Source organism: Aliirhizobium smilacinae (assembly GCF_006335145.1).
In the GTDB taxonomy this organism is placed as follows: Bacteria; Pseudomonadota; Alphaproteobacteria; order Rhizobiales; family Rhizobiaceae; genus Neorhizobium; species Neorhizobium smilacinae.
In genome coordinates this window covers 295,678-315,113 of sequence record NZ_VDMN01000003.1, presented here as the reverse complement: position 1 = coordinate 315,113, position 19,436 = coordinate 295,678, and the positions used below count along the sequence as shown (strand labels likewise).

Below are 19,436 nucleotides of genomic sequence, written 5' to 3'. Positions count from 1 at the left end.
GAGCGCCAACAAACAAAGGGGCCGCACCATGAAGACCGTACTGAGTTTCGACGAACTGGTTGGCAATGTTCTGGCCGAGGCGCGGGACATCACGCCGAGAAAGACGATCGAATTCGGCGTCATCCACGGCTTCTGCCGCGATTTCGCCGAGGATCAGGCACCCGGCTATATCGACCTTCTGAGCCGCGTGGAGGGCCTGCAGGCGCTCGTTCCGGCGCTTGAAAGACGCCCGGACCTCGTCCTGCCGGCCACACCGGAAAAAGCTCTGTGGTACTTCGTGCGGGACAGCTACTGAAACTCAGCTATCCGCAAATGCAGCGGTCAGCGCAAACTCACGTCCCATTTCCATTATTTCTTCGAATACCGAACCGCAAAAAGAGCGGGGAACGACGATCTCGAACGTATCGCCTCCGCTACGGGCCAGGTTGACCGCCACATGGCAGCACAGCATGTTGGTGGATGTACCGACGGCGAAACCGTCGGGGTGCAGATCCACCGCCACGCATTTCGCCAGTATTCTGCGCACATTCGGCCCGTGAATGCGAAGCAACGCCCGCCCGTCGCTCTGGTCGATGACGGAGGCACCGGCGATCTCGGCCAGCGTATTTTCCATCACCACCGCCCCCAGACCCGTCGAGACGACCAGCCATTCGCCAGGCGCGCAATCGCGCACCTGAACGCCTTCGATCGAAGCGAGACCGCTTTTCACGAAAACCTCGTGGCCGCGATGCGCCAGCACGGAAAAGATCGCGGGACGACGGATCGCCGCCAGGTGGTTCGGATTGGCCTTGGCCTCGAAGCCCGAAAGATGATCTTCCAGCACATGCTGGTGAAAAAGAGTGAGCGACATGGCGGCCTACTCCTGGAGCTTGCGGTTGTCTGGATCGGCGAAAACGGGCGGGCAGACTGCCGCCGCCACTTCTTTTCCGCGCAACCCGTCCCAGACGACGATTTTTTCGCCATAACGTTCGCGGCCGGATTTCAGCATCGCGAGACCGATGACGTGGCCGAGCGTCGGCGAATGACAGACGGATGATACCCAGCCCTGATCATTGGCCATTGAGGGCGTGGCCCCCTCCTTCAGGAGATGAGCACCCGCCATGAATTCCTTGTCCACTTCCACCGGCTTCAGGCCGACGAGCTGCATGCGGTCTGCGGCGGTCAGGCCGAACCGGCTGGACTGCCTTTTGCCGATGAAATCCGCTTTCTGCATCGCCAACATCCGGCCGTAACCGAGATCATCGGGTGTCGTGCGGCCGTCGATCTCGTTATGGGTGATGAAGCCTTTTTCGATGCGCAATACGTTGAGGGCCTCGACGCCATAGGCGCAGATTCCCTCGTCCTTGCCGGCCTCCATAAGCGCATCCGCAACCGCCTCGCCATAACCGGCGGGAACGGCAAGTTCAAAGGCCAGTTCGCCCGAAAACGAGATGCGGAACAGCCGAGCCTTGAGGCCTCCGCGAAGCGTCACCGGTTTTGCTGCCAGATACGGGAAGGCAGCATCGGAAATATCGTCTTCCACGACGCGGCTGATGATCGCCCTCGCCTTGGGGCCGGCGAGCGACATCTGCGCCCACTGATCGGTCGAGGAAACGAAACGGACGTCGAGTTCCGGCCAGAAGGTTTGGCTGGCAAATTCCAGATGCGACATCACCTCGGCCGCATAGGCCGTTGTCGTGGTCATCACATAGTGGGTTTCGGAAAGCCGGCTGGTCGTACCGTCGTCGAAGATCATCCCGTCCTCGCGCAGCATCAGCCCGTAACGTGCCTTTCCGACCGGCAGCTTGAGAAAATTGTTGCAATAGATGCGGTTGAGAAATTCCGCAGCCCCCTTGCCGAAGATCTCGATCTTGCCGAGCGTCGAGACATCGCAGAGCCCGGCATTGCGGCGAACATTCTTGACTTCGCGATCGACGCTGTCGCGCCAGCCCTTCTCGCCTTCCCGCGGGAACCAGGCAGAGCGATGCCAAAGGCCGGCTTCGACAAAGGTCGCACCGTTCTTTTTCGCCCAGTCGTGCAGCGGCGAGGTTCTAACAGGTGCCGCATGTTCGCTGCGCGATGTTCCCGCCAACGCGCCGAAGGAGACGGGTGTGTAGAAAGGCCGGAAGGTCGTCGTGCCGATCGCAGCGGGCGACACGCCCCGCATGCCGGCAACGATGCCGATCGTCGCAACGTTTCCGAGCTTGCCCTGATCGGTCGCCATGCCAGCGGTCGTATAACGCTTGGTGTGTTCGATATGGCGAAAACCTTCGCGCTGGGCGAGCCCGAGATCGCTTACCGCCACGTCGTTCTGGAAATCGACAAAGGCCTTGTCCCTGGCCCCCGGCACATACCAGATCGGCGCGAAGGCGGGATCGTATTCGCCTTCCACCTCGGGAATGTTCATTTCATAAGCTGCAAAGCCGAGTTCGCGTGCAAGCGCCACGGCCTTCGTCGCACCGTCTTTCAGGCAGGCCGAAATCCTGTCCTGCCCTGCGGCAGAACCGGCGGCGATGAAAGCCGCACCGACATCCGGCGCCAGGAAGGCCTGGGCCTCGTCGGACCAGACCGGCTTGGCACCGCGCTGGCACATCAGATGCACGATAGGCGACCAGCCGCCAGCCATGGCGAGCGCATCGCAGGCGATCTGCTCTTGAAAACCTGAGCGCTCGGCAATCAGCGCTTCGAGACGCTTGCGCCCCTTGGTGCTGACTACCGCACCATTGCGGATCACCCGCACATTGTCCGGAACGGCATCCGCAGACTGCGCCCGGGCATCGATGATTGCAGTGACATCGACACCGGCGGCCACAAGATCCGCAGCAGTCCGGTAACCCGATCCGCCATTGGTGAAGACGGCGATCTTGCCGCCAGCCGCCACGCCGTAACGGTTGGCATAGGTTCGCACAGCGCTCGCCGTCATCACGCCCGGCTTGTCATTGCCGCCGAAAACCAGCGGCCGCTCTTCCGAGCCGGTTGCCAGAATGGCGCGCTTGGCCGCGATCCGCCACAGGCGCTCCATCGGCAGGTCCGGCGATGGCGTGCCGACATGTTTCTGCACCCGTTCGACCGCGCCGAACACCATGTCGTCATACCAGCCGAACACGGTCGTGCGCGGCATCAGCGTAACATTGGGAAGCGCTTCCAGCTCTTCGATCATCGCAGCGGCAAAATCGGCAGGGGAAACGCCGCCGATAGAAGCGCTTTCGGACAGCAGAGAGCCACCAAGCCGGAACCCTTCATCCACGAGAATGACCCGCGCACCGGCACGCCCGGCGGCAAGCGCCGCCATCAGGCCCGTCGGCCCGGAGCCGATAACCAGCAGATCGCAATGCGCCCAGGATTTTTCATAACGGTCAGGATCGGCCTGCATCGCCAGCTTGCCGAGACCAGCCGCCCGGCGGATTACCGGTTCATAAAGCTTTTCCCAAAGCGCTGCCGGCCACATGAAGGTCTTGTAGTAGAACCCCGCGCCCAGCATCGGCGAAAGCAGGCCGTTCACCGCACCCACGTCGAATGTCAGCGACGGCCAGCGGTTCTGACTGACGGCAGTCAGTCCATTGTAGAGTTCGGCAACGGTCGCCCGCACGTTCGGCTCGGAGCGTGCCCCGGTGCCGATCGTCATCAGCGCGTTCGGCTCGGAAGAGCCCGCCGTCACCGGCCCGCGCGGGCGGTGATACTTGAAGCTGCGGCCCATCAGCATCTGGTCATTGGCCAGCAGCCCCGAGGCGAGCGTATCGCCCTCGAAACCCTTGTAGTTTTTGCCGTCGAAGGTGAAAGTCAGCGGCTGGCCGCGATTGACGCTGCCCGCATTACCGAGACGATAGGAGGTCATTCGCCGACCCTCCCGAACGTTGCAGCATCGGTTACGCCGAACACATCATGGGTCACGTTATCACGGTCGACGACCAGCCAGCGGCGGCAGCCGGCGGCATGGTGCCAGTATTCCTGATAACGCCCCTTTGGATTGTCGCGAAGATAGACATACCGATGCCAGTCTTCCTCGCTCACGGCCGGATGCGGTCGTCCAAGCGCCGTGCCGCGGATGGAGAACTCTTCCTTGGGTCTGGTCCCGCAATGCGGACAGGTAATGAGGCTTGCCATGGTCTATCTCAATGAATGTTCGGCTGGGGGCCTTTGCCCGCTTCGTCGATCATGTGGCCGCGCTCGAAGCGGTCGAGCCGCAGGAAGCGCGAAACATGGTGGCTCTCGTTCTTGGCAATCAGGTGCGCGAAGCAGAAGCCCGAGGCGGGTGTCGCCTTGAACCCGCCGTAACACCATCCCGCATTGAGGTAGAGATTGTCGATCGGCGTACGATCGATGATCGGCGAACCGTCCATAGACATGTCCATGACACCGCCCCAGGCGCGCAAAACCTTGCCGCGCGACAGGCCGGGGATGAGCGAAACGCCCTCCTCCATCGTATGTTCGACAGTCGCGAGATTGCCGCGCTGGGCGTAGGACGAATAATAATCGATATCCGCACCGAAGACCAAGCCGCCCTTGTCCGACTGCGAAATGTAGAAATGCCCGGCGCCGTAGACGATCACATGATCGACCACCGGTTTGATCCCTTCCGAGACGAAGGCCTGCAGCACATGGGTTTCGATCGGCAGTTCCAGCCCGGCCATGCGGGCGGTCTCGGATGAGTGGCCGGCAGTCGCCAGCGCCAGCTTGTTGCAGCCGATGAACCCCTTGTTGGTTTCGACGCCAGTCACCCGCCCCTGCTCGTCACGGCGGATGGCATTCACCTCGCAATGCTGGATGATATCGACGCCCCGCATGTCGGCACCGCGCGCATAACCCCAGGCGACCGCGTCGTGGCGGACGGTTCCGCCGCGTTTCTGCAACAGGCCGGCCAGGATCGGGAAACGGGCATGGTCGTAATTGAGATAGGGCATCAGCGTTTGAAGCTGCTTGCGATCGAGCAATTCCGCATCGACGCCGTGCATGCGCATAGCGTTGCCGCGCCGTGCATAGGCGTCACGCTGCCCGTCGGAATGTGCCAGCATCATCACGCCGCGCTGGCTGACCATGGCATTGTAGTTGAAATCCTGCTCCAGCCCCTCCCAGAGCTTCAGCGAAAATTCGTAGAAAGGGATATTGCCTTCGAGCAGATAGTTTGAACGGATGATCGTCGTATTCCGGCCGACATTGCCGGAGCCGATATAGCCTTTTTCCAGCACCGCTATGTTGGTGATGCCGAATTCCTTGGCGAGATAATAGGCCGTCGAAAGGCCATGCCCGCCGCCGCCGACGATGATTACATCGTAATGCGGTTTCGGCTCCGGTTCACGCCATGCCGGCGTCCACAACCGGTTGCCCGAAAGCGCCTGCTTGATGATCGAATATGCCGAATACCGCATCCATCCGTCCCGTTCATGCCCGGCCCACCTTCGCATATGCATGGGAAAGGACAAGCGCAATCAGGACATCGACCGACCTGTTTGCGACAACTTTCCCTGCATCGTCAGGCTGTTGCGCCGATACGACGCAGAACCGCGGGGATGAATAGCAAGCTCGCCTCAGTGCTTTCAATAGCTTGACCTCAACTTCGTCCCCACATGCCGAACACGGCGATAAAATCCGGCAGAAACGATTACCGGAGATGACCATGAGCGACCGCAGCACAAATCTGAAAATGCCCTTCATCATGCCCTCGCAGGCGCAGAAGCACGTAACCCATAATCAGGCGCTGCTGCTGCTGGACGCGATCGTCCATCTGTCCGTCGTCGAGGAGCGCGGCAGCCCTGCGAGCACGCCCCAACCGGGAGATCGCTTCGTCATCGCTTCGGCCCCCACGGGTTCATGGGCCGGTCGCGCCGGCCAGATCGCGATCTGGCAGGATGATTACTGGGCCTATGTGACACCTCAGGCCGGCTGGCGCGCCTGGTTCGAAAACAGCGGCCGACTGAAGGTCTTTAACGGGTCGGGATGGGAGGATCTGCCTCTGCCGGAAAATGCCGGCGTTACAACCCTCGGCGTCTCTGCCACGGCCGACGACACCAACAGGATTTCGGTTTCTTCTCCCGCCAGCCTTTTCAATCACGCAGGCAACAGCCACCAGATCAAGGTCAACAAGGCGGCGGCGACTGATACCGCGACGCTGCTGTTCCAGTCGGGCTGGACCGGCCACGCAGAAATGGGACTGGCTGGAAACACCGATTTTTCCATCAAGGTCAGCAATGGCAGCGAATGGAAGACCGGCCTTGCGATCGATGGTGCGGGTCGCGTCTCGAAACCCAACCAGCCCGCAGCGCGCGTCTATCGTAGCGGCACGAGTTTCACTCCAACAGCCGGGCAGCAGAGCGGCGTATCGGCCTTCGCGGTGAACCAGGGCGGCTTCACCCTCGGCTCCGCGGTCGCCGGTGGCGGTAATACGCTCGTCGTGCCTGCAACCGGCCTCTACCTTCTCGCCCTCACCCTATCGGTGGCCACGGCATCCGCCGCTTATGGTGTGACAGTTTCGCGCAATGGTAGTTCTGCCGTGCTGACATTGGCCGGTTCGGCCGGAAATGCCACCACGCTGTCCTCTTCGGCTATCGCTCAATTGCAACAAGGGGATACGCTGACATTCACCCATTCCGGTTCCGCCACGATCAATGCAGGCGCAACAGGAACTATCCTTTCCCTGGCAATGATTTAGCGAAAAAACTTCAAAAAATGATCGAGCACCCGTGCCAATATCGCACAGCGAGAGCCGTCCAAACACGGTAATTCCATCTCTCCCCCTCCCCTGCCGGCCTTATTTTGCAGGGGATCCGGGGCTGCAACAGCCAAAAAATACGACCTTTGCGAGTTAGGTCACATTTGCCGAACCTGTTTAGTCAAATGTTAAAACTGCCGGACTAGGCTCATTGGCGTGGTCTTGTGTTGTGTAGAGAGTTCCAATGACCGAAATGATCCGTCCACGAGTTAAATATGTCATCGGCCCCGATGGCAGCCCGCTTACGATTGCGGACCTTCCGCCGGCCAATACGCGCCGGTGGGTTATCCGTCGTAAAGCAGAGGTTGTCGCGGCTGTTCGCGGTGGCTTGTTGAGCTTGGAGGAAGCCTGCGACCGTTATACGCTTACCGTCGAAGAATTCCTCTCCTGGCAGTCGTCGATCAATGATCATGGCCTTGCCGGCCTGCGTACGACGCGTATCCAGCAGTACCGCCACTAGGCGCATCCGGCGAAAAGCCACCCGTTGCGGGGTGCTGTGACCAAGGTCGCGGCATCCTTTGTTTTATCCCTTTTCCGATTGCCGATCCGTCTTTCCCAGTTTGACCACAGAGGGAAAGATGGCCGCAATCACGGCAGACGCCGCATAACACCAGAAACCGGGAAGGGTGACGGCTGTCGCAAGACCGCTGGTCTTTGCCGCGAAGATGACGATCGCCACAAGCATGACGTCCATCATCGACCATCTGGAAAGATGCGGCATGGCACGGTGGAGAACCCCGGACCGGGCATCTCCCGCCACCACTTCCGCAGCCAGCACGATCAGTTTTGCGGCCGGAAACACCAGCGAGAATGCACAGACGGCAATGGCCAGTCCCGCGCTGCCATCCGACCACAACTCGCCGACCAATTGAAGCAGCGATGGCTCGTTGCTGAAAAAGTAAAGCTGCTCGAACCGCATGATCGGCAAGGTTACCCCGAGTGCGAGCAGCACCGCTGACAGGCCGAGGATCGAAAACGGTACAATCCGGCTCAAGCAAACTCCCTGAAAAAACTGCCTCGAATGTTTCGTCAAAGACGAACCTTCATACCATGGCGCAAATCGGGTTATGCTCCAAGCGGAGACCTGAATGCGATCACAAACGAGGCCGAAATGGAAATCAATCGCGAAGAAAAGCCGTCAGGCGGAAGATATGCCGCCACCGTCGAAGGACATGAGGCGGAAATGACCTATTCCCGCACCTCGCCGCAACTGGTCATCATCGATCACACCGGCGTACCGGATGCCTTGCGCGGCAAGGGCGTCGGCCAGGCTCTGGCAAAATTTGCAGTCGAGGATGCGCGTGAGGGCGGTTGGAAGATCATTCCGCTCTGCCCGTTCTTCAAGGCCCAGGTCGAGCGTCATCCCGAATGGCAGGATGTCATCAAATAAATCACCCCGCCGTTTCAAAGCGGGAGATGCTGCGGCCGGATAATCTGCAGCCGTACAGAAAATGGAAAAAGGGCGCCGCCCCTTGCGGGTCGCCCTCTTCATCCAAATTGATACGTCCCCGCCTTAGGCGCGGGCGCGCATTCCGCCGTCACGCTCTTCGAGCGCCGAAGCCTTGGCAAGTTCTGCCTCCGCCTCCTCCAGTGCCAGTTCGGCACTATCCTGCTGGACTCTCAGTTCCCGAATCGAGACCTGCAAATTATCCGCACGCTGGCGCGCGGCTTTTGCAAATGTCGGATAAGCGAAATGACCGGGATCCGTAATTCCCGATTTTTTCTCTTCAAGCGTGATCTGGTGTTCCAGTTCCTTCGCCATCCGTTCGAATTCTGCCATCATCATCTGCAGCTGCTGCAACTGACGACGCTTTTCGTTAACCTGAAATCCTTTCAGGCGAACAAGGCTGTCACGCGATTTCATACGCAATACTCCTGGATACCAACACCCCGGCCCGTGATCTGCCTGTTACAGTGCAGATCAAAAAACTTCAGACACGTTAATAAATTTGACGCGGCATTAACTTTTCGTTTACGGGCATCATTAATGATAAAGACGATCGTTTAAGGGTCGGTAAATACCAAGTCCGAATCGGACAGCGGCAATGTGTCAGTCGCAAGAATCACTTAGCGGAGAAACCTCGTCCGCTGATTCAACATGGTGATGTCCAATCCGTAAAGGAAAACAGGCTACTACTTATTTTGCTTAATAAATTGATGCACCTTGCCAAATCAGGTCACAGTTTGTTAACCATTTGGTGGCAGCTTCCAAATCAGGCACAGTCTGGATCCGTAACGAGTGAGGGGGCAAAAGTAACCTTGCGCGGCGGTAAAGGGGAAAATTATGCGGGTTCTACTCATCGAAGATGACAGCGCGACAGCGCAGAGCATCGAGCTGATGCTGAAATCGGAAAGCTTTAACGTCTACACCACTGATCTTGGTGAAGAAGGCGTCGATCTTGGCAAATTATACGACTACGACATCATTCTTCTTGACCTGAACTTGCCCGACATGTCGGGTTATGAAGTTCTCCGGACGCTTCGGCTCTCCAAGGTCAAGACGCCGATCCTCATCCTGTCCGGCATGGCCGGCATCGAGGACAAGGTCCGCGGTCTCGGCTTCGGCGCCGACGACTACATGACCAAGCCCTTCCACAAGGATGAGCTGGTCGCTCGCATTCATGCGATCGTCCGCCGCTCCAAGGGCCACGCCCAGTCGATCATCATCACCGGCGAACTGATCGTCAATCTCGACGCCAAGACCGTCGAAGTCGGCGGCCAGCGCGTTCACCTGACGGGCAAGGAATACCAGATGCTGGAGCTGCTTTCGCTCCGCAAGGGTACCACGCTCACCAAGGAAATGTTCCTCAACCACCTTTACGGCGGTATGGACGAACCGGAACTGAAGATCATCGACGTGTTCATCTGCAAGCTGCGCAAGAAGCTTGCAAATGCCGCAGGCGGTGCGAACTACATCGAAACGGTCTGGGGCCGCGGCTACGTGCTGCGCGAGCCGGACGGTGCGGAACTCGCCGAAACGGCTTGACGCGAAAGACAATCCCCTTTGCCTTAAGACCCGCCTGGTAAGCCCGGCGGGTTTTATTTTGTCCGTTGTTTCGAGTTTTCCGGCGCACAAAATGAAACGGCGACCGAAGCCGCCGTGAAATTTACATATCTGGGACCTGCCTGAACTCAGGCGGCGGCAGCGTAGGGAGAGAAAACCGAGGTGAGAATCTTGCGGTCGAACGGCTTCAGCAGGAACTCGTCCGCCCCTGCCCTTTTGCCGGCCATCATTCGCTTCAGGTCCGCCTCGATGACGCAGTAGAAGATCTTCACGCTTTTTCCATCCGGCAGAGCACGCACGGCTGCGATCAGATCCAGCGCACCTTCGAGGCTCGCATCGACGATCATGAAATTCGGCAATTCCGTCTGGCAGCCCCTGAGAGCATCACGCGAATCACCGGCTTCGGCGATCAGGAAGCCCAGTTCGGAAAGAATGCGCTTGCCGACCTTTCGCACAATATCAGAACTATCTGCGATCATCAGACGCTGCATAACCCGCTCCCCTTCAGCGACCGCCATGGCGGTAGACCCCAAAGATATAGTGGATCGCAGCTAACGAAAGGTTACGCGCCCCGTTAAGAGCGCGCAGACGTAAGCGGAGTTACTCGGTAGCGAGTTCCGCAATGAAGGTGATCTTGTCTTCGGACACGACATGCTTGAGGTCCATGCCGCATTCGTCGGCCAGCAGAACCGTATAATAGGGCTGGATCGTGTGAGCATCGACGGCTTCTTCCAAAACGCCGCTGCAGATCTCGACGAATTTTGCCGGAACGCGCATCATCCGACCCTTGATCGTAATCGTGAAGCGGGCATCGGTTTCCGGATTTTCGAGTTCGACGTCCACGGAGCCGCCGCGCGGGATGCCCGCATACGCCACGAGAAACAGATTGAGCAGCAGCTTGACCCGGTTCTTCGGAATGATGGCACGCGGGCCGGTCCAGGTCACCTCGGTCTTTTTCTCGGCGATAGCAAAGTCTTTCGCCGCCTTCTCCGCCTCACCGGTATCGATCGACGCGCCGACCGAACCGGAAGCACCGAAGGCAAGGCGGGCGAATTTCAACCGCACCGAGGCATTCACGGCAGAGGTACGGATCAGGTCGAGAGCGTCGGCGTCGGCAGCGCCCTCGTCGAGCAGCTCGAGACCATTGTTGATTGCGCCGACCGGCGAGATCACGTCATGGCAGACACGGCTGCACAGGAGTGCCGCCAGATCCGGACCGCTCAGGGTGAGATTGGGGTTTTTCGGCATGCTATTCTCCTGATGCATCTGGTGCCCATAGCCGCTCTTTGCCATGGCAAGATTGCGCGGGGATGGAACGATAAGGCCGGCATAATGACACTACGTTTGGTAAACTGACCATTAAGCCACGCTCACGATGACGACAAACATCGTCGAATTGTCTTAATTCGACATTCTTCTCTCGATGCAGACCACCGCTCAGCGCCTCAACAAAGACAAGTTCGACATGCGTATCAAGCGACGGCCACAGCCCGCCGATCGCAGCCGAAAGGCCGTTGGAGATCGGCTCGATGGCGGATTAAGACATCCAGCATCAACGATATCAAGATCTTAGTCTTTCAAATGCTTAACTGGTTGTTAATATCATGTCGCCAGAATGGTGCCAGCTGAAGCATGATGCTACGCCCTATGGACGATTTAAAAACGGACCTGAACATGCGCCGCCTCCAAGTCTCCGCTCTCGCCCTTCGCCTGAAAGCCCTGATCGTCGCCTTTGCGGCCGTCTGGCTTTTCGCCATGCCGGCTGCCGCGCAGCAGAACAGCAGCCAGTATTCGCTGCAGGAAGTCGTTGACGCGGGTCACGGCTTCTTCGGTTCGACCAGTGGCGGGCTGGCAAAGGTCGTGGAAAACGCCTTCCAGAAATTCGGCCTGCCGAACGGTTATATCCTCGGCCAGGAAGGCTCCGGAGCGTTCATCGCCGGCCTTACCTATGGCGAAGGCCAGCTCTACACCAAGAATGCCGGCCAGCATCCGAGCTTCTGGCAGGGCCCGTCGCTTGGTATCGACTATGGCGGCCAGGGCACGCGCGTAATGATGCTCGTCTACGACCTCCCGTCGGTCGATTCCCTCTATGCCCGTTTCGGCGGCGTATCGGGCTCCGCTTTCGTCGTCGCAGGCGTCGGCATGACCGTGCTGCGCAACGAGAATGTCGTGCTTGTTCCGATCCGCACCGGCGTCGGTGCAAGGCTGGGCGTCAACATCGGCTATCTGAAGCTGACCCGTTCGCCGACCTGGAACCCCTTCTGATTTTCTTTGCCGTTTGAGGCGGCCAGTCGATGAAGAGCGCGCTTGCCGCTGTCTCGTCTGCATGCTTAAACGTGCATTCCCGCATATCCACACCAAGACGGCCCGATCGTGATCGAATTTGCTCTGCTTTTTGGCCTTGGTTTTTTGAGCGCCCTGCTGATCGCGATGCTGGTTGCCCCGGCAATCCATCGCCGGATCGTTTCTTTCACCGAAAATCGCATCAGGGCAACGGTACCGATCAGCCCGCAGGAAGTACGTGCCCAGCGTGACATGGCGCGCGCCGTTTATGCCGCGGAAAATGCACGCACCAAGCAGGAGCTGCTGCAGGAAAAGGACCGGGTCGTTTCGCTGACATTGAAGGGCGACAACCTCAAGGACGAAATCCGCAAGCTGACTGCCGACAATATCGAGTTGAAGGCCGCGGCAGAAAATCTCGATGTGGCAGCATCAGACCTCAAGTCGCAGTTGCGTCAGGAAGGCAGCTATATCGCCGAACTGAAGGGCGCGCTCGAAACCTCGGAAGAACAGAGTATCGCAAAGGACCTCGATATCGAACAGCTGCGCCAGCAGATCGAGCTTCTTTCGGCGAGAAGAGACAATGCCCGGATCGATCTGTCGACGCGCGAAACCGAAGTCGAAAACCTGAAATTTCGTGTCAGCGCCTTGCGCGAAGAACGCGACATCCTGCGCAAGGATGCGCGCATCCAGACCGCAAGGGCCAAGGAAGCCGAAACGCGGCTTGCCAATGAGGAATACCGGTCCACGAAGCTGGAAGAGAAGTTGACCAGGGAAGTATCCCTGCGGACCGACAAAGAAACGGCGCTGGAGCGTCGCAACGAGGAGCTAGCCCGCTTGCGCGACAAGATGACCGTCAAGGATGAGGTTCAGGCAACGTCTCCTCAGAAAGCCGCGACCAGCGGCAAACCCCAAGCTCCGACAAAGCCGGCCCCGGTAAAGTCGGGAACGGATACGGATATCGAAACCCGCGTCGCACAGCTGGCCGGGGATGCCAGAAACCGTGCCACCGCCCTTTCCGAGCGCGTGGCGAATGGTAAAACGACGGCCAATGATGATGTATTGCGCGAAGAAATGGCAACGATCGCCGCCAGCATGGCGGCGATGACCTCCCTTGCCGAAGGCCGGTCTTCCCCGATCAATGCCATGATTGCCGGCAAGTCTGTGGACGGCAAACGTCAGAGCCTTGCGGCACGCGTCCGCTCCCTGCTCGAAACGACCAGCGGACCGGCCGCCACCGGCCAATAAGTTTCAGATGCGCCCCTGGGCGCTGGCGATCTGATAAAGCGCGATACCGGTCGCCGTCGCGGCATTGAGGCTATCAAGGCCCGGCGTTTGCGCGATGCTGGCGGTCTCGATCTTTTCCATCAGCGCTGGCGGTAGGCCATTTCCCTCGCTGCCGGTCAGAAGCGCCATCCGCGGAGACGATGGAACCTTTCGGATCTCCGTGCGCCCAGCAGGCGACAGACCCCAGACGGCAAAACCGTTTTCGAAAAGCCCTGACACAAGCTCCAGTGTCGTTCCACCGCGCGCGTAAGGAACCTGCAGCACGGCGCCGACCGAAACCCGCAACGACTTTCGATAGAGCGGATCGCAGCAGCTTTCATCGAGCAGCACGGCGCTGACGCCGAATGCCGCCGCATTGCGGAAGATCGAGCCGATATTGTCGTGGTTGGATATACCGATCGCCGCCGCGACCAGAGCATTTTCGGGGAGCCCGGCTAGCAGTTCGGAGGCCGATACCTCCCTCACCCGCCTGCCGACCGCCAGAATGCCGCGATGGAGATGGAACCCGACAATGCCGTCGAGAACCGCGCTGTCGGCGACATAGACGGGCACATCCTCCGGAAACTCCGACAGGATATCGGCAACCCCGGCGAGCCGGTTTTCGAGAATGAGGATTTTTTCGGCTGCGAACTCGCCGCCCCGCTTATGTGCGGCCGCCAGCATGCGCAGCACCACCGTTCCTTCGGCGATGAAGCGTCCATGCCGCCCGACGAGATCCCGTTCGCGGATGGAACGGAATTCGTCGATGCGGGGATCTTCCGCATGCTCGATGCGGATCACAGTCATCAGCGGCCCTGGCCGACCGTCACGTCGGCAATCACCCGGCCGACCGAAAGATCGAAGATGTAGACCTTCGGGGTGCCGTTAAGCGCTCCGTAAAAGAGCACCTGGCTGCCGGAAAGCGATACCTGCTGGATATCGAAGCCGGGTGGCAGTGCTGCAGTCGCGGCAAGCGGCTGATCGGCAGGAACCGCAAAACCACCGGAAGTAGCGGCGATCGCCGGTGCTTCCGGGCGCAGGGAGATCTTGTAGACAATGGCGGCAATGACCGCCATAAAGCAGACCACCAAGATACCGCCCGAAATGAGCTGCAGGCGCACCATCTTCTGGCGGATTCTCTCCATCGCCGGATCGAGTGGCTGTTCCTTATCCTCGATATCTGGCTGCGGCATGGACTGTCCTTTGAACGGAATGATTGAATGAGCGAGACCTTTAGCGAAGCCGGACTGCCAAGGAAAGTCCTGAATGCCGGCGAAGATGACAGCGGCAGGCTGGATGCATGGCTGACGGCGCAAGTTGACGGAGAATTGTCCCGCAACCGCATCAAGGCGCTCATCGAGGAAGGTGCGGTTTCCGTCAACGGCAAGGTGGTGACCGAGCCGAAAAAGAAGATCCAGCCCGGTGATGTGGTTGAACTCGTCCAGCCCGAACCGGAGGATCCTGAACCCAAGGGCGAGAATATTCCGCTCGAGGTCCTTTATGAGGACGACGACCTGATCGTCATTGCCAAGCCGGCCGGCCTCGTTGTGCATCCCGGCGCCGGCAACTGGACCGGGACGCTGGTCAACGCGCTTATCTATCACTGCGGCGCAAGCCTGTCGGGCATCGGCGGCGTCAAGCGACCCGGCATCGTCCACCGCCTCGACAAGGAAACCAGCGGCGTCATGGTGGCCGCAAAGAACGACATCGCCCACCGCCATCTCGCCGAGCAGTTTGCCGACCACGGCCGTTCGGGCGATCTGCAACGCGCCTATCAGGCTGTCGTCTGGGGCCGCCCCAGCCAGTTGAAAGGCACGATCAATGCGCCGCTCGGACGCTCGAGCGGCGACCGCACCAAGCGCGCCGTCAAACGCGAGAACTCCTCCGACGCCCGCCAGGCCGTCACGCACTACGATGTCATCGAACGCTTCCAGGAGGCGCCCGACGCCACGGCGCTGGCATCCCTGATCGAATGCCGGCTGGAGACGGGCCGCACCCACCAGATCCGCGTCCACATGGCGCATGTAGGTAACCCGCTGGTTGGCGACCCGGAATATTCGGGCGGCTTCAAGACCAAGGCCAATCGGCTGCCGGAACCGGCCAGAAGCGTCGTCGGCGCCTTTCCGCGCCAGGCGCTGCACGCCTTTCTGCTTGCATTCGAGCATCCGCGCACCGGCGAGATCATGGAATTCGAGGCACCGGTACCGGAAGACATGGCAGCGCTGATCGAGGCACTTCGCGAATAAGGTCATTCCGGCAAAAGCGGGATCGGTTCTGTCGTTCGGCATTGCGAGAACTGATTGTCTGAATCAGGGATGGAAACAAAACGCGAACGAGCGTATATCTCGACGACGACCACCAAGAGAACGCCGTCACGCCGATGTCCGTGAGCCATATGCATTCGACCAAGCTGCTGGAGACTGACCTTGTGACGGTCTGGGATGTCGTTTGCGATGGGCAATGCCGGCATCTGAGTGAAGAGGAAACATCGAGCAACACCTGCCTCGTCTTTCCCTATCGCGGCGTCTTCATGCGCCATATCGGCAATGACGAGGCGGTGGCGGAGGCAAGCCAGGTTCTTTTCTTCAACAAGGGCGATATCTATCGCATCAGCCATCCGGTCGAGGGTGGAGATGCCTCAATCAGCCTTAACCTGCCGGAAGTATTGCTCGACGAGCTGGTGCCGGATGTTCATCGCCGTGCTGGAGAGAGGTTCGGCTTCAACAAGCAGCGCCTCGGCATCGATGCCCGCGCGCAGGCGCAGGTAGCCCTGCTGCGGCACAGCCTTGTCAGCCGAACCGCCGAGCCGCTGGAAGGCGAGGCCCTGGCACTCACGCTCGTCCGCCGGTCCGTCGGCGAGCGGACCGCACGCCCGCCGACACCCGGATTCAGCACCCAGAAACTCGTTAACCGCGCCAAGCTCCTGCTGTCATCCGATCTTGCCCGGCGCTGGACATTGTCGGAAATCGCGAAAGAGACCGGCGTTTCGCCCGTCTATCTGACCCAGGTCTTCCGTAAGGTGGAAGGCATGCCGCTCTATCGCTATCAACTGCGCCTCAGATTGGCGCGCGCTCTGGATCTGCTCGGCAGCTACGACGACCTGACCGAGCTCGGGCTCGATCTCGGTTTTTCCAGCCACAGCCACTTCTCCTCATCCTTCCGGCAGGCTTATGGCCGCACCCCGGCCGAGTTCCAGCGTTTCGCCGGCCTGCGATAACCGCCCAAAACCGATCGCGAAGAAGATCGCTAAAGATTCTGACAGCGCGAAATCGCCAATCGGTGTTTTCTCACATCATCGACATCGAACACTGGAGAGATGAGATGAAGGACAATACCTGCGCCGTATGCGACTGCGAACTCGACGACACCCGCATCGCCGTGAAGATCGGCGGCAGAACCGTCGAGGTCTGCTGTGAGGAATGCGCCGTCGTTTTGCGAGAAGCAGAAGCAGCCACACGCGCGGCGACGGCTGGTGCCCATACCAGTCGCTGAATAACAAGAACGATTTTGAGAAACGGGAGCGGCTGACTGACCGCCCCTCTTGGCCCGCGAAGACGAGGCCGACCTGATCCCAGGAGGATATCATGAAAAACGAGAACCGGGCGGTCTTCGACCGCGCGCCGGAACCCATAGACTATGCCTTCGATCTGCCGACCGAAGAGGCCCGAGAAACAGGGGATGCGTCCCTTTCTGCGCCCAGGCGAGATTTATTTGCCCGTGTCGCGCGCTGGCTTGCGGCAAGGCTGCGCCAGCGTAGCAATACCTTGGCACTTCTGGAGCTGAACGACGAACAGCTCAAGGATATCGGCGTCTCCCGCTGCCAGGCCTATGGCGAGTACAGCCGCTACCGGCAAAGCAACTCACACGATCTCGAACGTCGATTCCGTTAGCGCGAGGCGGGTCTTATGACAAGTCGTCCATGGCCGGCCATCCATGGCTTTACCGGGAGGAAAAAAGCAAAGCCGAGTGAAAACCCGAGACTTTATCAACAACACCGAAGCGACATATAAATATAGCAAACAAGCCGTTTCTTATTTATGGGAATGATGTACTTAATTGTTCGATCCGAGGAGGGAATGATTCTTTCATCAGGGCGAACAACCTTTGCTTAAATTATCACACTTGCTGCAACGCAAAATACGTGCGGAAGATAAAAAAGCTTCATTTGCGGCAATGTCTGCATCGGAATCCTCTGTGACTTCATCTTCTTCAGGCCAGCGCTCTGCAACATCGAAGACACGCAGCATGAACGGAGATATCCGCAAATTCATCTTCAAGGATCTGCAGACAGTCGAGGGATATATCGACCCTCCGGATGCGCTCGTCTTTCTGGCGCTGCTTCAGGCGCAGAACACGCACGGACTGAGCGGCGGCGTGGCCGAAATCGGCGTGTTCTACGGACGCTCCTATTTCCTCTACAGGAAGGTATGCGGCGATAAGGAAAAGATCCTGGCGATCGACCTTTTCGATATCGACCAGAGCGGCGGCGAAACAGTCACGCAATATGACCGTTTCATCGAGAACGGCGAAAGACTGGGCCTGCCGGTGGATCAGGATCTGGTCATCTGCGGAGACAGTACGCAGCTTCGGCCGACCGACATTACCGAGAAGATCGGCACCACGCGCTTTTTCAGCATCGACGGCGGCCACATGCTGCATCATGTGACATCCGACAGCGTGCTAGCCCTTGATGCGCTTGCCCCCCACGGCATCATCGCTTTCGACGACACCTTCAATCCGGCATGGCCGGAAGTGACGGTCGGCGTGACTGATTTTCTGCGAGAGCGGCAGGACGAACTCGCGACCTTATGCATGACGAAGTACAAGACCTACGTCTGTCGCAAGGAGTTTCACGACTTCTATTGCCGTGTGATCGACGAAGCGCCGGACCTGATGGCCTTCGACCACATTAAAACCGATTTTCTCGGTTCGAAAGCAATAAGATTGCACAATCCCATGGCCCGCCGCATGGTCTATGAAATGATGGTCAGGTCAGGCATGCGATCCCTTTCGGAACGGGTTTACCGCTGACCTGAAACGGCGCAGAAGCATTACCAAAACGTAATGATATAACGCCTTCGTGATATCTTGAATCACTGTTCCGCCGTACTTACTTGGTACCTGCATTGGTGCGGGATCGGCAACGATCCGCGCCATATTCGGTTCGCCTTCGAACAGGGACAGCTTACGTCTGAGGGAGCCGACAACGTTCGGAAAGGGGTGCTTTATGGCCCGCAATAATTTGCCTTCCATTACCGCCGGTGAAGCCGGCCTCAATCGTTATCTCGATGAGATCCGCAAGTTTCCCATGCTGGAACCCCAGCAGGAATACATGCTTGCCAAGCGCTATGCCGAGCATGGCGACCGCGACGCTGCCCACAAGCTGGTGACCAGCCACCTTCGTCTCGTGGCCAAGATCGCCATGGGCTATCGCGGCTACGGCCTGCCGATCGGCGAAGTGGTCTCCGAGGGCAATGTTGGCCTGATGCAGGCCGTCAAGAAGTTCGATCCGGAACGCGGTTTCCGCCTGGCCACCTATGCCATGTGGTGGATCAAGGCTTCGATCCAGGAATATATCCTGCGTTCGTGGTCGCTGGTGAAGATGGGTACGACTGCCAACCAGAAGCGCCTGTTCTTCAACCTGCGACGCTTGAAGGGCAAGATCCAGGCTATCGACGAAGGCGACCTCAAGCCTCACCAGGTCACCGAGATCGCCACCAAGCTGAACGTTTCCGAAGAGGAAGTCGTATCGATGAATCGCCGGCTTTCCGGTGATGCATCGCTCAACGCTCCGATCCGTGCAGCGGAAGGCGAATCCGGCCAGTGGCAGGATTGGCTGGTGGATGACAGCGAAAGCCAGGAAGCCGTGCTGATCGAGCAGGATGAGCTCGACACCCGCCGGCGGATGCTGGCCAAGGCGCTCGGCGTGCTGAACGATCGCGAACGGCGGATCTTCGAGGCCCGACGCCTCACCGAGGATCCGATCACGCTCGAAGAGCTGTCGTCGGAATTCGACATCAGCCGCGAGCGCGTACGCCAGATCGAAGTCCGCGCCTTCGAAAAGGTGCAGGATGCGGTCCAGAAGGAAGCGCTTGCCCAGGCTCAGGCCCTGCGCGTCGTCGACGCCTAAGCATCCAGAATACCTTGCTAATTTAGATAGACCGCGACCCCAGGGTTGCGGTCTTTTTTATGCCCGCACCT

The 19,436-nt window shown here is 59.1% G+C and carries 24 protein-coding genes; 13 read left to right on the top strand and 11 right to left on the bottom strand.

Annotated features, from left to right (window positions below; all coding sequences use genetic code 11):
• The first annotated feature begins 28 nt into the window (after positions 1 to 28).
• A complete protein-coding gene (locus FHP24_RS16220) occupies positions 29 to 295 on the top strand; it encodes a hypothetical protein (RefSeq protein ID WP_139677261.1) in 267 nt (88 codons plus the stop codon).
• Positions 296 to 298: 3 nt separating this feature from the next.
• On the opposite strand, the gene FHP24_RS16215 is transcribed toward FHP24_RS16220, so the two are convergent.
• The 4 genes from FHP24_RS16215 to FHP24_RS16200 are packed head-to-tail and all read right to left on the bottom strand — an operon-like array spanning position 299 to position 5,345.
• Positions 299 to 850 carry a sarcosine oxidase subunit gamma gene (locus FHP24_RS16215; RefSeq protein ID WP_139677260.1) on the bottom strand — a complete coding sequence of 184 codons (552 nt, stop codon included), beginning with the start codon at positions 848 to 850 and terminating at the stop codon, positions 299 to 301.
• 6 nt (positions 851 to 856) lie between these two features.
• Entirely contained in the window at positions 857 to 3,814 is a 2,958-nt protein-coding gene (locus FHP24_RS16210) for a sarcosine oxidase subunit alpha family protein (RefSeq protein WP_139677259.1), read from the bottom strand.
• Positions 3,811 to 4,083: a sarcosine oxidase subunit delta gene (locus FHP24_RS16205; protein ID WP_139677258.1), complete on the bottom strand. Its 273-nt coding sequence runs from the start codon at positions 4,081 to 4,083 to the stop codon at positions 3,811 to 3,813. The genes FHP24_RS16210 and FHP24_RS16205 overlap by 4 nt, the downstream gene beginning before the upstream one ends.
• Before the next feature lie 8 nt (positions 4,084 to 4,091).
• A complete protein-coding gene (locus FHP24_RS16200) occupies positions 4,092 to 5,345 on the bottom strand; it encodes a sarcosine oxidase subunit beta family protein (protein ID WP_139677257.1) in 1,254 nt (417 codons plus the stop codon).
• A gap of 248 nt (positions 5,346 to 5,593) precedes the next feature.
• On the opposite strand from FHP24_RS16200, the gene FHP24_RS16195 reads away from it, so the two are divergent.
• Both FHP24_RS16195 and sciP read left to right on the top strand, forming a co-directional pair.
• Positions 5,594 to 6,625, top strand: a complete 1,032-nt coding sequence (locus FHP24_RS16195; RefSeq protein WP_180356027.1) for a DUF2793 domain-containing protein — start codon at positions 5,594 to 5,596, stop codon at positions 6,623 to 6,625.
• 244 nt (positions 6,626 to 6,869) lie between these two features.
• Positions 6,870 to 7,145 carry a CtrA inhibitor SciP gene (gene sciP / locus FHP24_RS16190; protein ID WP_105414767.1) on the top strand — a complete coding sequence of 92 codons (276 nt, stop codon included), beginning with the start codon at positions 6,870 to 6,872 and terminating at the stop codon, positions 7,143 to 7,145.
• A 63-nt stretch (positions 7,146 to 7,208) separates the two neighbouring features.
• On the opposite strand, the gene FHP24_RS16185 is transcribed toward sciP, so the two are convergent.
• A complete protein-coding gene (locus FHP24_RS16185) occupies positions 7,209 to 7,679 on the bottom strand; it encodes a paraquat-inducible protein A (protein WP_139677255.1) in 471 nt (156 codons plus the stop codon).
• Between the two features lie 117 nt (positions 7,680 to 7,796).
• On the opposite strand from FHP24_RS16185, the gene FHP24_RS16180 reads away from it, so the two are divergent.
• Entirely contained in the window at positions 7,797 to 8,075 is a 279-nt protein-coding gene (locus FHP24_RS16180) for a GNAT family N-acetyltransferase (protein ID WP_139677254.1), read from the top strand.
• 123 nt (positions 8,076 to 8,198) lie between these two features.
• Here the strand turns inward: FHP24_RS16180 and FHP24_RS16175 are convergent, their stop codons facing one another.
• Complete coding sequence (locus tag FHP24_RS16175) at positions 8,199 to 8,549, bottom strand: flagellar export protein FliJ (RefSeq protein ID WP_139677253.1); 351 nt, start codon at positions 8,547 to 8,549, stop codon at positions 8,199 to 8,201.
• A 420-nt stretch (positions 8,550 to 8,969) separates the two neighbouring features.
• Here FHP24_RS16175 and ctrA point away from each other — a divergent pair, with 420 nt between their 5' ends.
• The gene (ctrA, locus tag FHP24_RS16170) at positions 8,970 to 9,671 is read left to right on the top strand and encodes a response regulator transcription factor CtrA (RefSeq protein WP_139677252.1); all 702 of its coding nucleotides are present in this window, start codon (positions 8,970 to 8,972) and stop codon (positions 9,669 to 9,671) included.
• Between the two features lie 146 nt (positions 9,672 to 9,817).
• Here ctrA and FHP24_RS16165 read toward each other — a convergent pair whose 3' ends face one another.
• Together FHP24_RS16165 and chpT are read right to left on the bottom strand one after the other, a co-directional pair.
• Positions 9,818 to 10,180: a response regulator gene (locus tag FHP24_RS16165; RefSeq protein WP_139677596.1), complete on the bottom strand. Its 363-nt coding sequence runs from the start codon at positions 10,178 to 10,180 to the stop codon at positions 9,818 to 9,820.
• A gap of 109 nt (positions 10,181 to 10,289) precedes the next feature.
• Positions 10,290 to 10,937, bottom strand: a complete 648-nt coding sequence (gene chpT, locus FHP24_RS16160) for a histidine phosphotransferase ChpT (protein WP_139677251.1) — start codon at positions 10,935 to 10,937, stop codon at positions 10,290 to 10,292.
• 507 nt (positions 10,938 to 11,444) lie between these two features.
• Here chpT and FHP24_RS16155 point away from each other — a divergent pair.
• Both FHP24_RS16155 and FHP24_RS16150 read left to right on the top strand, forming a co-directional pair.
• On the top strand, positions 11,445 to 11,954 hold the full coding sequence (locus FHP24_RS16155; protein WP_394344639.1) for a DUF1134 domain-containing protein: 510 nt from the start codon (positions 11,445 to 11,447) through the stop codon (positions 11,952 to 11,954).
• 108 nt (positions 11,955 to 12,062) lie between these two features.
• Positions 12,063 to 13,217 (top strand): hypothetical protein, encoded by a 1,155-nt coding sequence (locus FHP24_RS16150; protein WP_139677249.1) that lies wholly within the window; start codon positions 12,063 to 12,065, stop codon positions 13,215 to 13,217.
• 3 nt (positions 13,218 to 13,220) lie between these two features.
• Here the strand turns inward: FHP24_RS16150 and FHP24_RS16145 are convergent, their stop codons facing one another.
• Positions 13,221 to 14,042 (bottom strand): TrmH family RNA methyltransferase, encoded by an 822-nt coding sequence (locus FHP24_RS16145; RefSeq protein ID WP_139677248.1) that lies wholly within the window; start codon positions 14,040 to 14,042, stop codon positions 13,221 to 13,223.
• Complete coding sequence (locus FHP24_RS16140; RefSeq protein WP_139677247.1) at positions 14,042 to 14,428, bottom strand: hypothetical protein; 387 nt, start codon at positions 14,426 to 14,428, stop codon at positions 14,042 to 14,044. The genes FHP24_RS16145 and FHP24_RS16140 overlap by 1 nt, the downstream gene beginning before the upstream one ends.
• Before the next feature lie 27 nt (positions 14,429 to 14,455).
• Between FHP24_RS16140 and FHP24_RS16135 the strand changes: the two genes are divergently transcribed.
• The 4 genes from FHP24_RS16135 (at position 14,456) to FHP24_RS16125 (ending at position 17,125) form a co-directional block, all read left to right on the top strand.
• Positions 14,456 to 15,481 carry an RluA family pseudouridine synthase gene (locus FHP24_RS16135; RefSeq protein ID WP_139677246.1) on the top strand — a complete coding sequence of 342 codons (1,026 nt, stop codon included), beginning with the start codon at positions 14,456 to 14,458 and terminating at the stop codon, positions 15,479 to 15,481.
• A gap of 140 nt (positions 15,482 to 15,621) precedes the next feature.
• Complete coding sequence (locus tag FHP24_RS16130; protein WP_394344638.1) at positions 15,622 to 16,452, top strand: helix-turn-helix transcriptional regulator; 831 nt, start codon at positions 15,622 to 15,624, stop codon at positions 16,450 to 16,452.
• A 104-nt stretch (positions 16,453 to 16,556) separates the two neighbouring features.
• Positions 16,557 to 16,727 (top strand): hypothetical protein, encoded by a 171-nt coding sequence (locus FHP24_RS28765; RefSeq protein ID WP_180356026.1) that lies wholly within the window; start codon positions 16,557 to 16,559, stop codon positions 16,725 to 16,727.
• 92 nt (positions 16,728 to 16,819) lie between these two features.
• Positions 16,820 to 17,125, top strand: coding sequence for a DUF1127 domain-containing protein (locus tag FHP24_RS16125; RefSeq protein ID WP_139677245.1), 306 nt, complete (start codon positions 16,820 to 16,822; stop codon positions 17,123 to 17,125).
• Positions 17,126 to 17,323: 198 nt separating this feature from the next.
• Here FHP24_RS16125 and FHP24_RS28760 read toward each other — a convergent pair whose 3' ends face one another.
• On the bottom strand, positions 17,324 to 17,482 hold the full coding sequence (locus tag FHP24_RS28760; RefSeq protein WP_180356025.1) for a hypothetical protein: 159 nt from the start codon (positions 17,480 to 17,482) through the stop codon (positions 17,324 to 17,326).
• On the opposite strand from FHP24_RS28760, the gene FHP24_RS16120 reads away from it, so the two are divergent.
• Both FHP24_RS16120 and rpoH read left to right on the top strand, forming a co-directional pair.
• Positions 17,481 to 18,266, top strand: a complete 786-nt coding sequence (locus FHP24_RS16120; RefSeq protein ID WP_139677244.1) for a class I SAM-dependent methyltransferase — start codon at positions 17,481 to 17,483, stop codon at positions 18,264 to 18,266. The genes FHP24_RS28760 and FHP24_RS16120 overlap by 2 nt on opposite strands.
• 196 nt (positions 18,267 to 18,462) lie before the next feature.
• Positions 18,463 to 19,365, top strand: coding sequence for an RNA polymerase sigma factor RpoH (gene rpoH / locus FHP24_RS16115; RefSeq protein ID WP_139677243.1), 903 nt, complete (start codon positions 18,463 to 18,465; stop codon positions 19,363 to 19,365).
• Positions 19,366 to 19,436: the final 71 nt, after the last annotated feature.

Bases quoted from the DNA above. Each gene is read 5' to 3' on its own strand.
- sciP (WP_105414767.1), top strand. From the start codon at position 6,870: ATGACCGAAATGATCCGTCCACGAGTTAAATATGTCATCGGCCCCGAT.
- FHP24_RS16135 (WP_139677246.1), top strand. From the start codon at position 14,456: ATGAGCGAGACCTTTAGCGAAGCCGGACTGCCAAGGAAAGTCCTGAAT.
- FHP24_RS16140 (WP_139677247.1), bottom strand. From the start codon at position 14,428: ATGCCGCAGCCAGATATCGAGGATAAGGAACAGCCACTCGATCCGGCG.
- FHP24_RS16125 (WP_139677245.1), top strand. From the start codon at position 16,820: ATGAAAAACGAGAACCGGGCGGTCTTCGACCGCGCGCCGGAACCCATA.
- FHP24_RS16205 (WP_139677258.1), bottom strand. From the start codon at position 4,083: ATGGCAAGCCTCATTACCTGTCCGCATTGCGGGACCAGACCCAAGGAA.
- FHP24_RS28765 (WP_180356026.1), top strand. From the start codon at position 16,557: ATGAAGGACAATACCTGCGCCGTATGCGACTGCGAACTCGACGACACC.
- FHP24_RS16220 (WP_139677261.1), top strand. From the start codon at position 29: ATGAAGACCGTACTGAGTTTCGACGAACTGGTTGGCAATGTTCTGGCC.
- FHP24_RS16165 (WP_139677596.1), bottom strand. From the start codon at position 10,180: ATGCAGCGTCTGATGATCGCAGATAGTTCTGATATTGTGCGAAAGGTC.
- FHP24_RS16155 (WP_394344639.1), top strand. From the start codon at position 11,445: ATGCCGGCTGCCGCGCAGCAGAACAGCAGCCAGTATTCGCTGCAGGAA.
- FHP24_RS16175 (WP_139677253.1), bottom strand. From the start codon at position 8,549: ATGAAATCGCGTGACAGCCTTGTTCGCCTGAAAGGATTTCAGGTTAAC.
- FHP24_RS16195 (WP_180356027.1), top strand. From the start codon at position 5,594: ATGAGCGACCGCAGCACAAATCTGAAAATGCCCTTCATCATGCCCTCG.
- FHP24_RS16210 (WP_139677259.1), bottom strand. From the start codon at position 3,814: ATGACCTCCTATCGTCTCGGTAATGCGGGCAGCGTCAATCGCGGCCAG.
- rpoH (WP_139677243.1), top strand. From the start codon at position 18,463: ATGGCCCGCAATAATTTGCCTTCCATTACCGCCGGTGAAGCCGGCCTC.
- ctrA (WP_139677252.1), top strand. From the start codon at position 8,970: ATGCGGGTTCTACTCATCGAAGATGACAGCGCGACAGCGCAGAGCATC.
- FHP24_RS16200 (WP_139677257.1), bottom strand. From the start codon at position 5,345: ATGCGGTATTCGGCATATTCGATCATCAAGCAGGCGCTTTCGGGCAAC.
- FHP24_RS16145 (WP_139677248.1), bottom strand. From the start codon at position 14,042: ATGACTGTGATCCGCATCGAGCATGCGGAAGATCCCCGCATCGACGAA.
- FHP24_RS28760 (WP_180356025.1), bottom strand. From the start codon at position 17,482: ATGCTGCGTGTCTTCGATGTTGCAGAGCGCTGGCCTGAAGAAGATGAA.
- chpT (WP_139677251.1), bottom strand. From the start codon at position 10,937: ATGCCGAAAAACCCCAATCTCACCCTGAGCGGTCCGGATCTGGCGGCA.
- FHP24_RS16215 (WP_139677260.1), bottom strand. From the start codon at position 850: ATGTCGCTCACTCTTTTTCACCAGCATGTGCTGGAAGATCATCTTTCG.
- FHP24_RS16120 (WP_139677244.1), top strand. From the start codon at position 17,481: ATGAACGGAGATATCCGCAAATTCATCTTCAAGGATCTGCAGACAGTC.
- FHP24_RS16180 (WP_139677254.1), top strand. From the start codon at position 7,797: ATGGAAATCAATCGCGAAGAAAAGCCGTCAGGCGGAAGATATGCCGCC.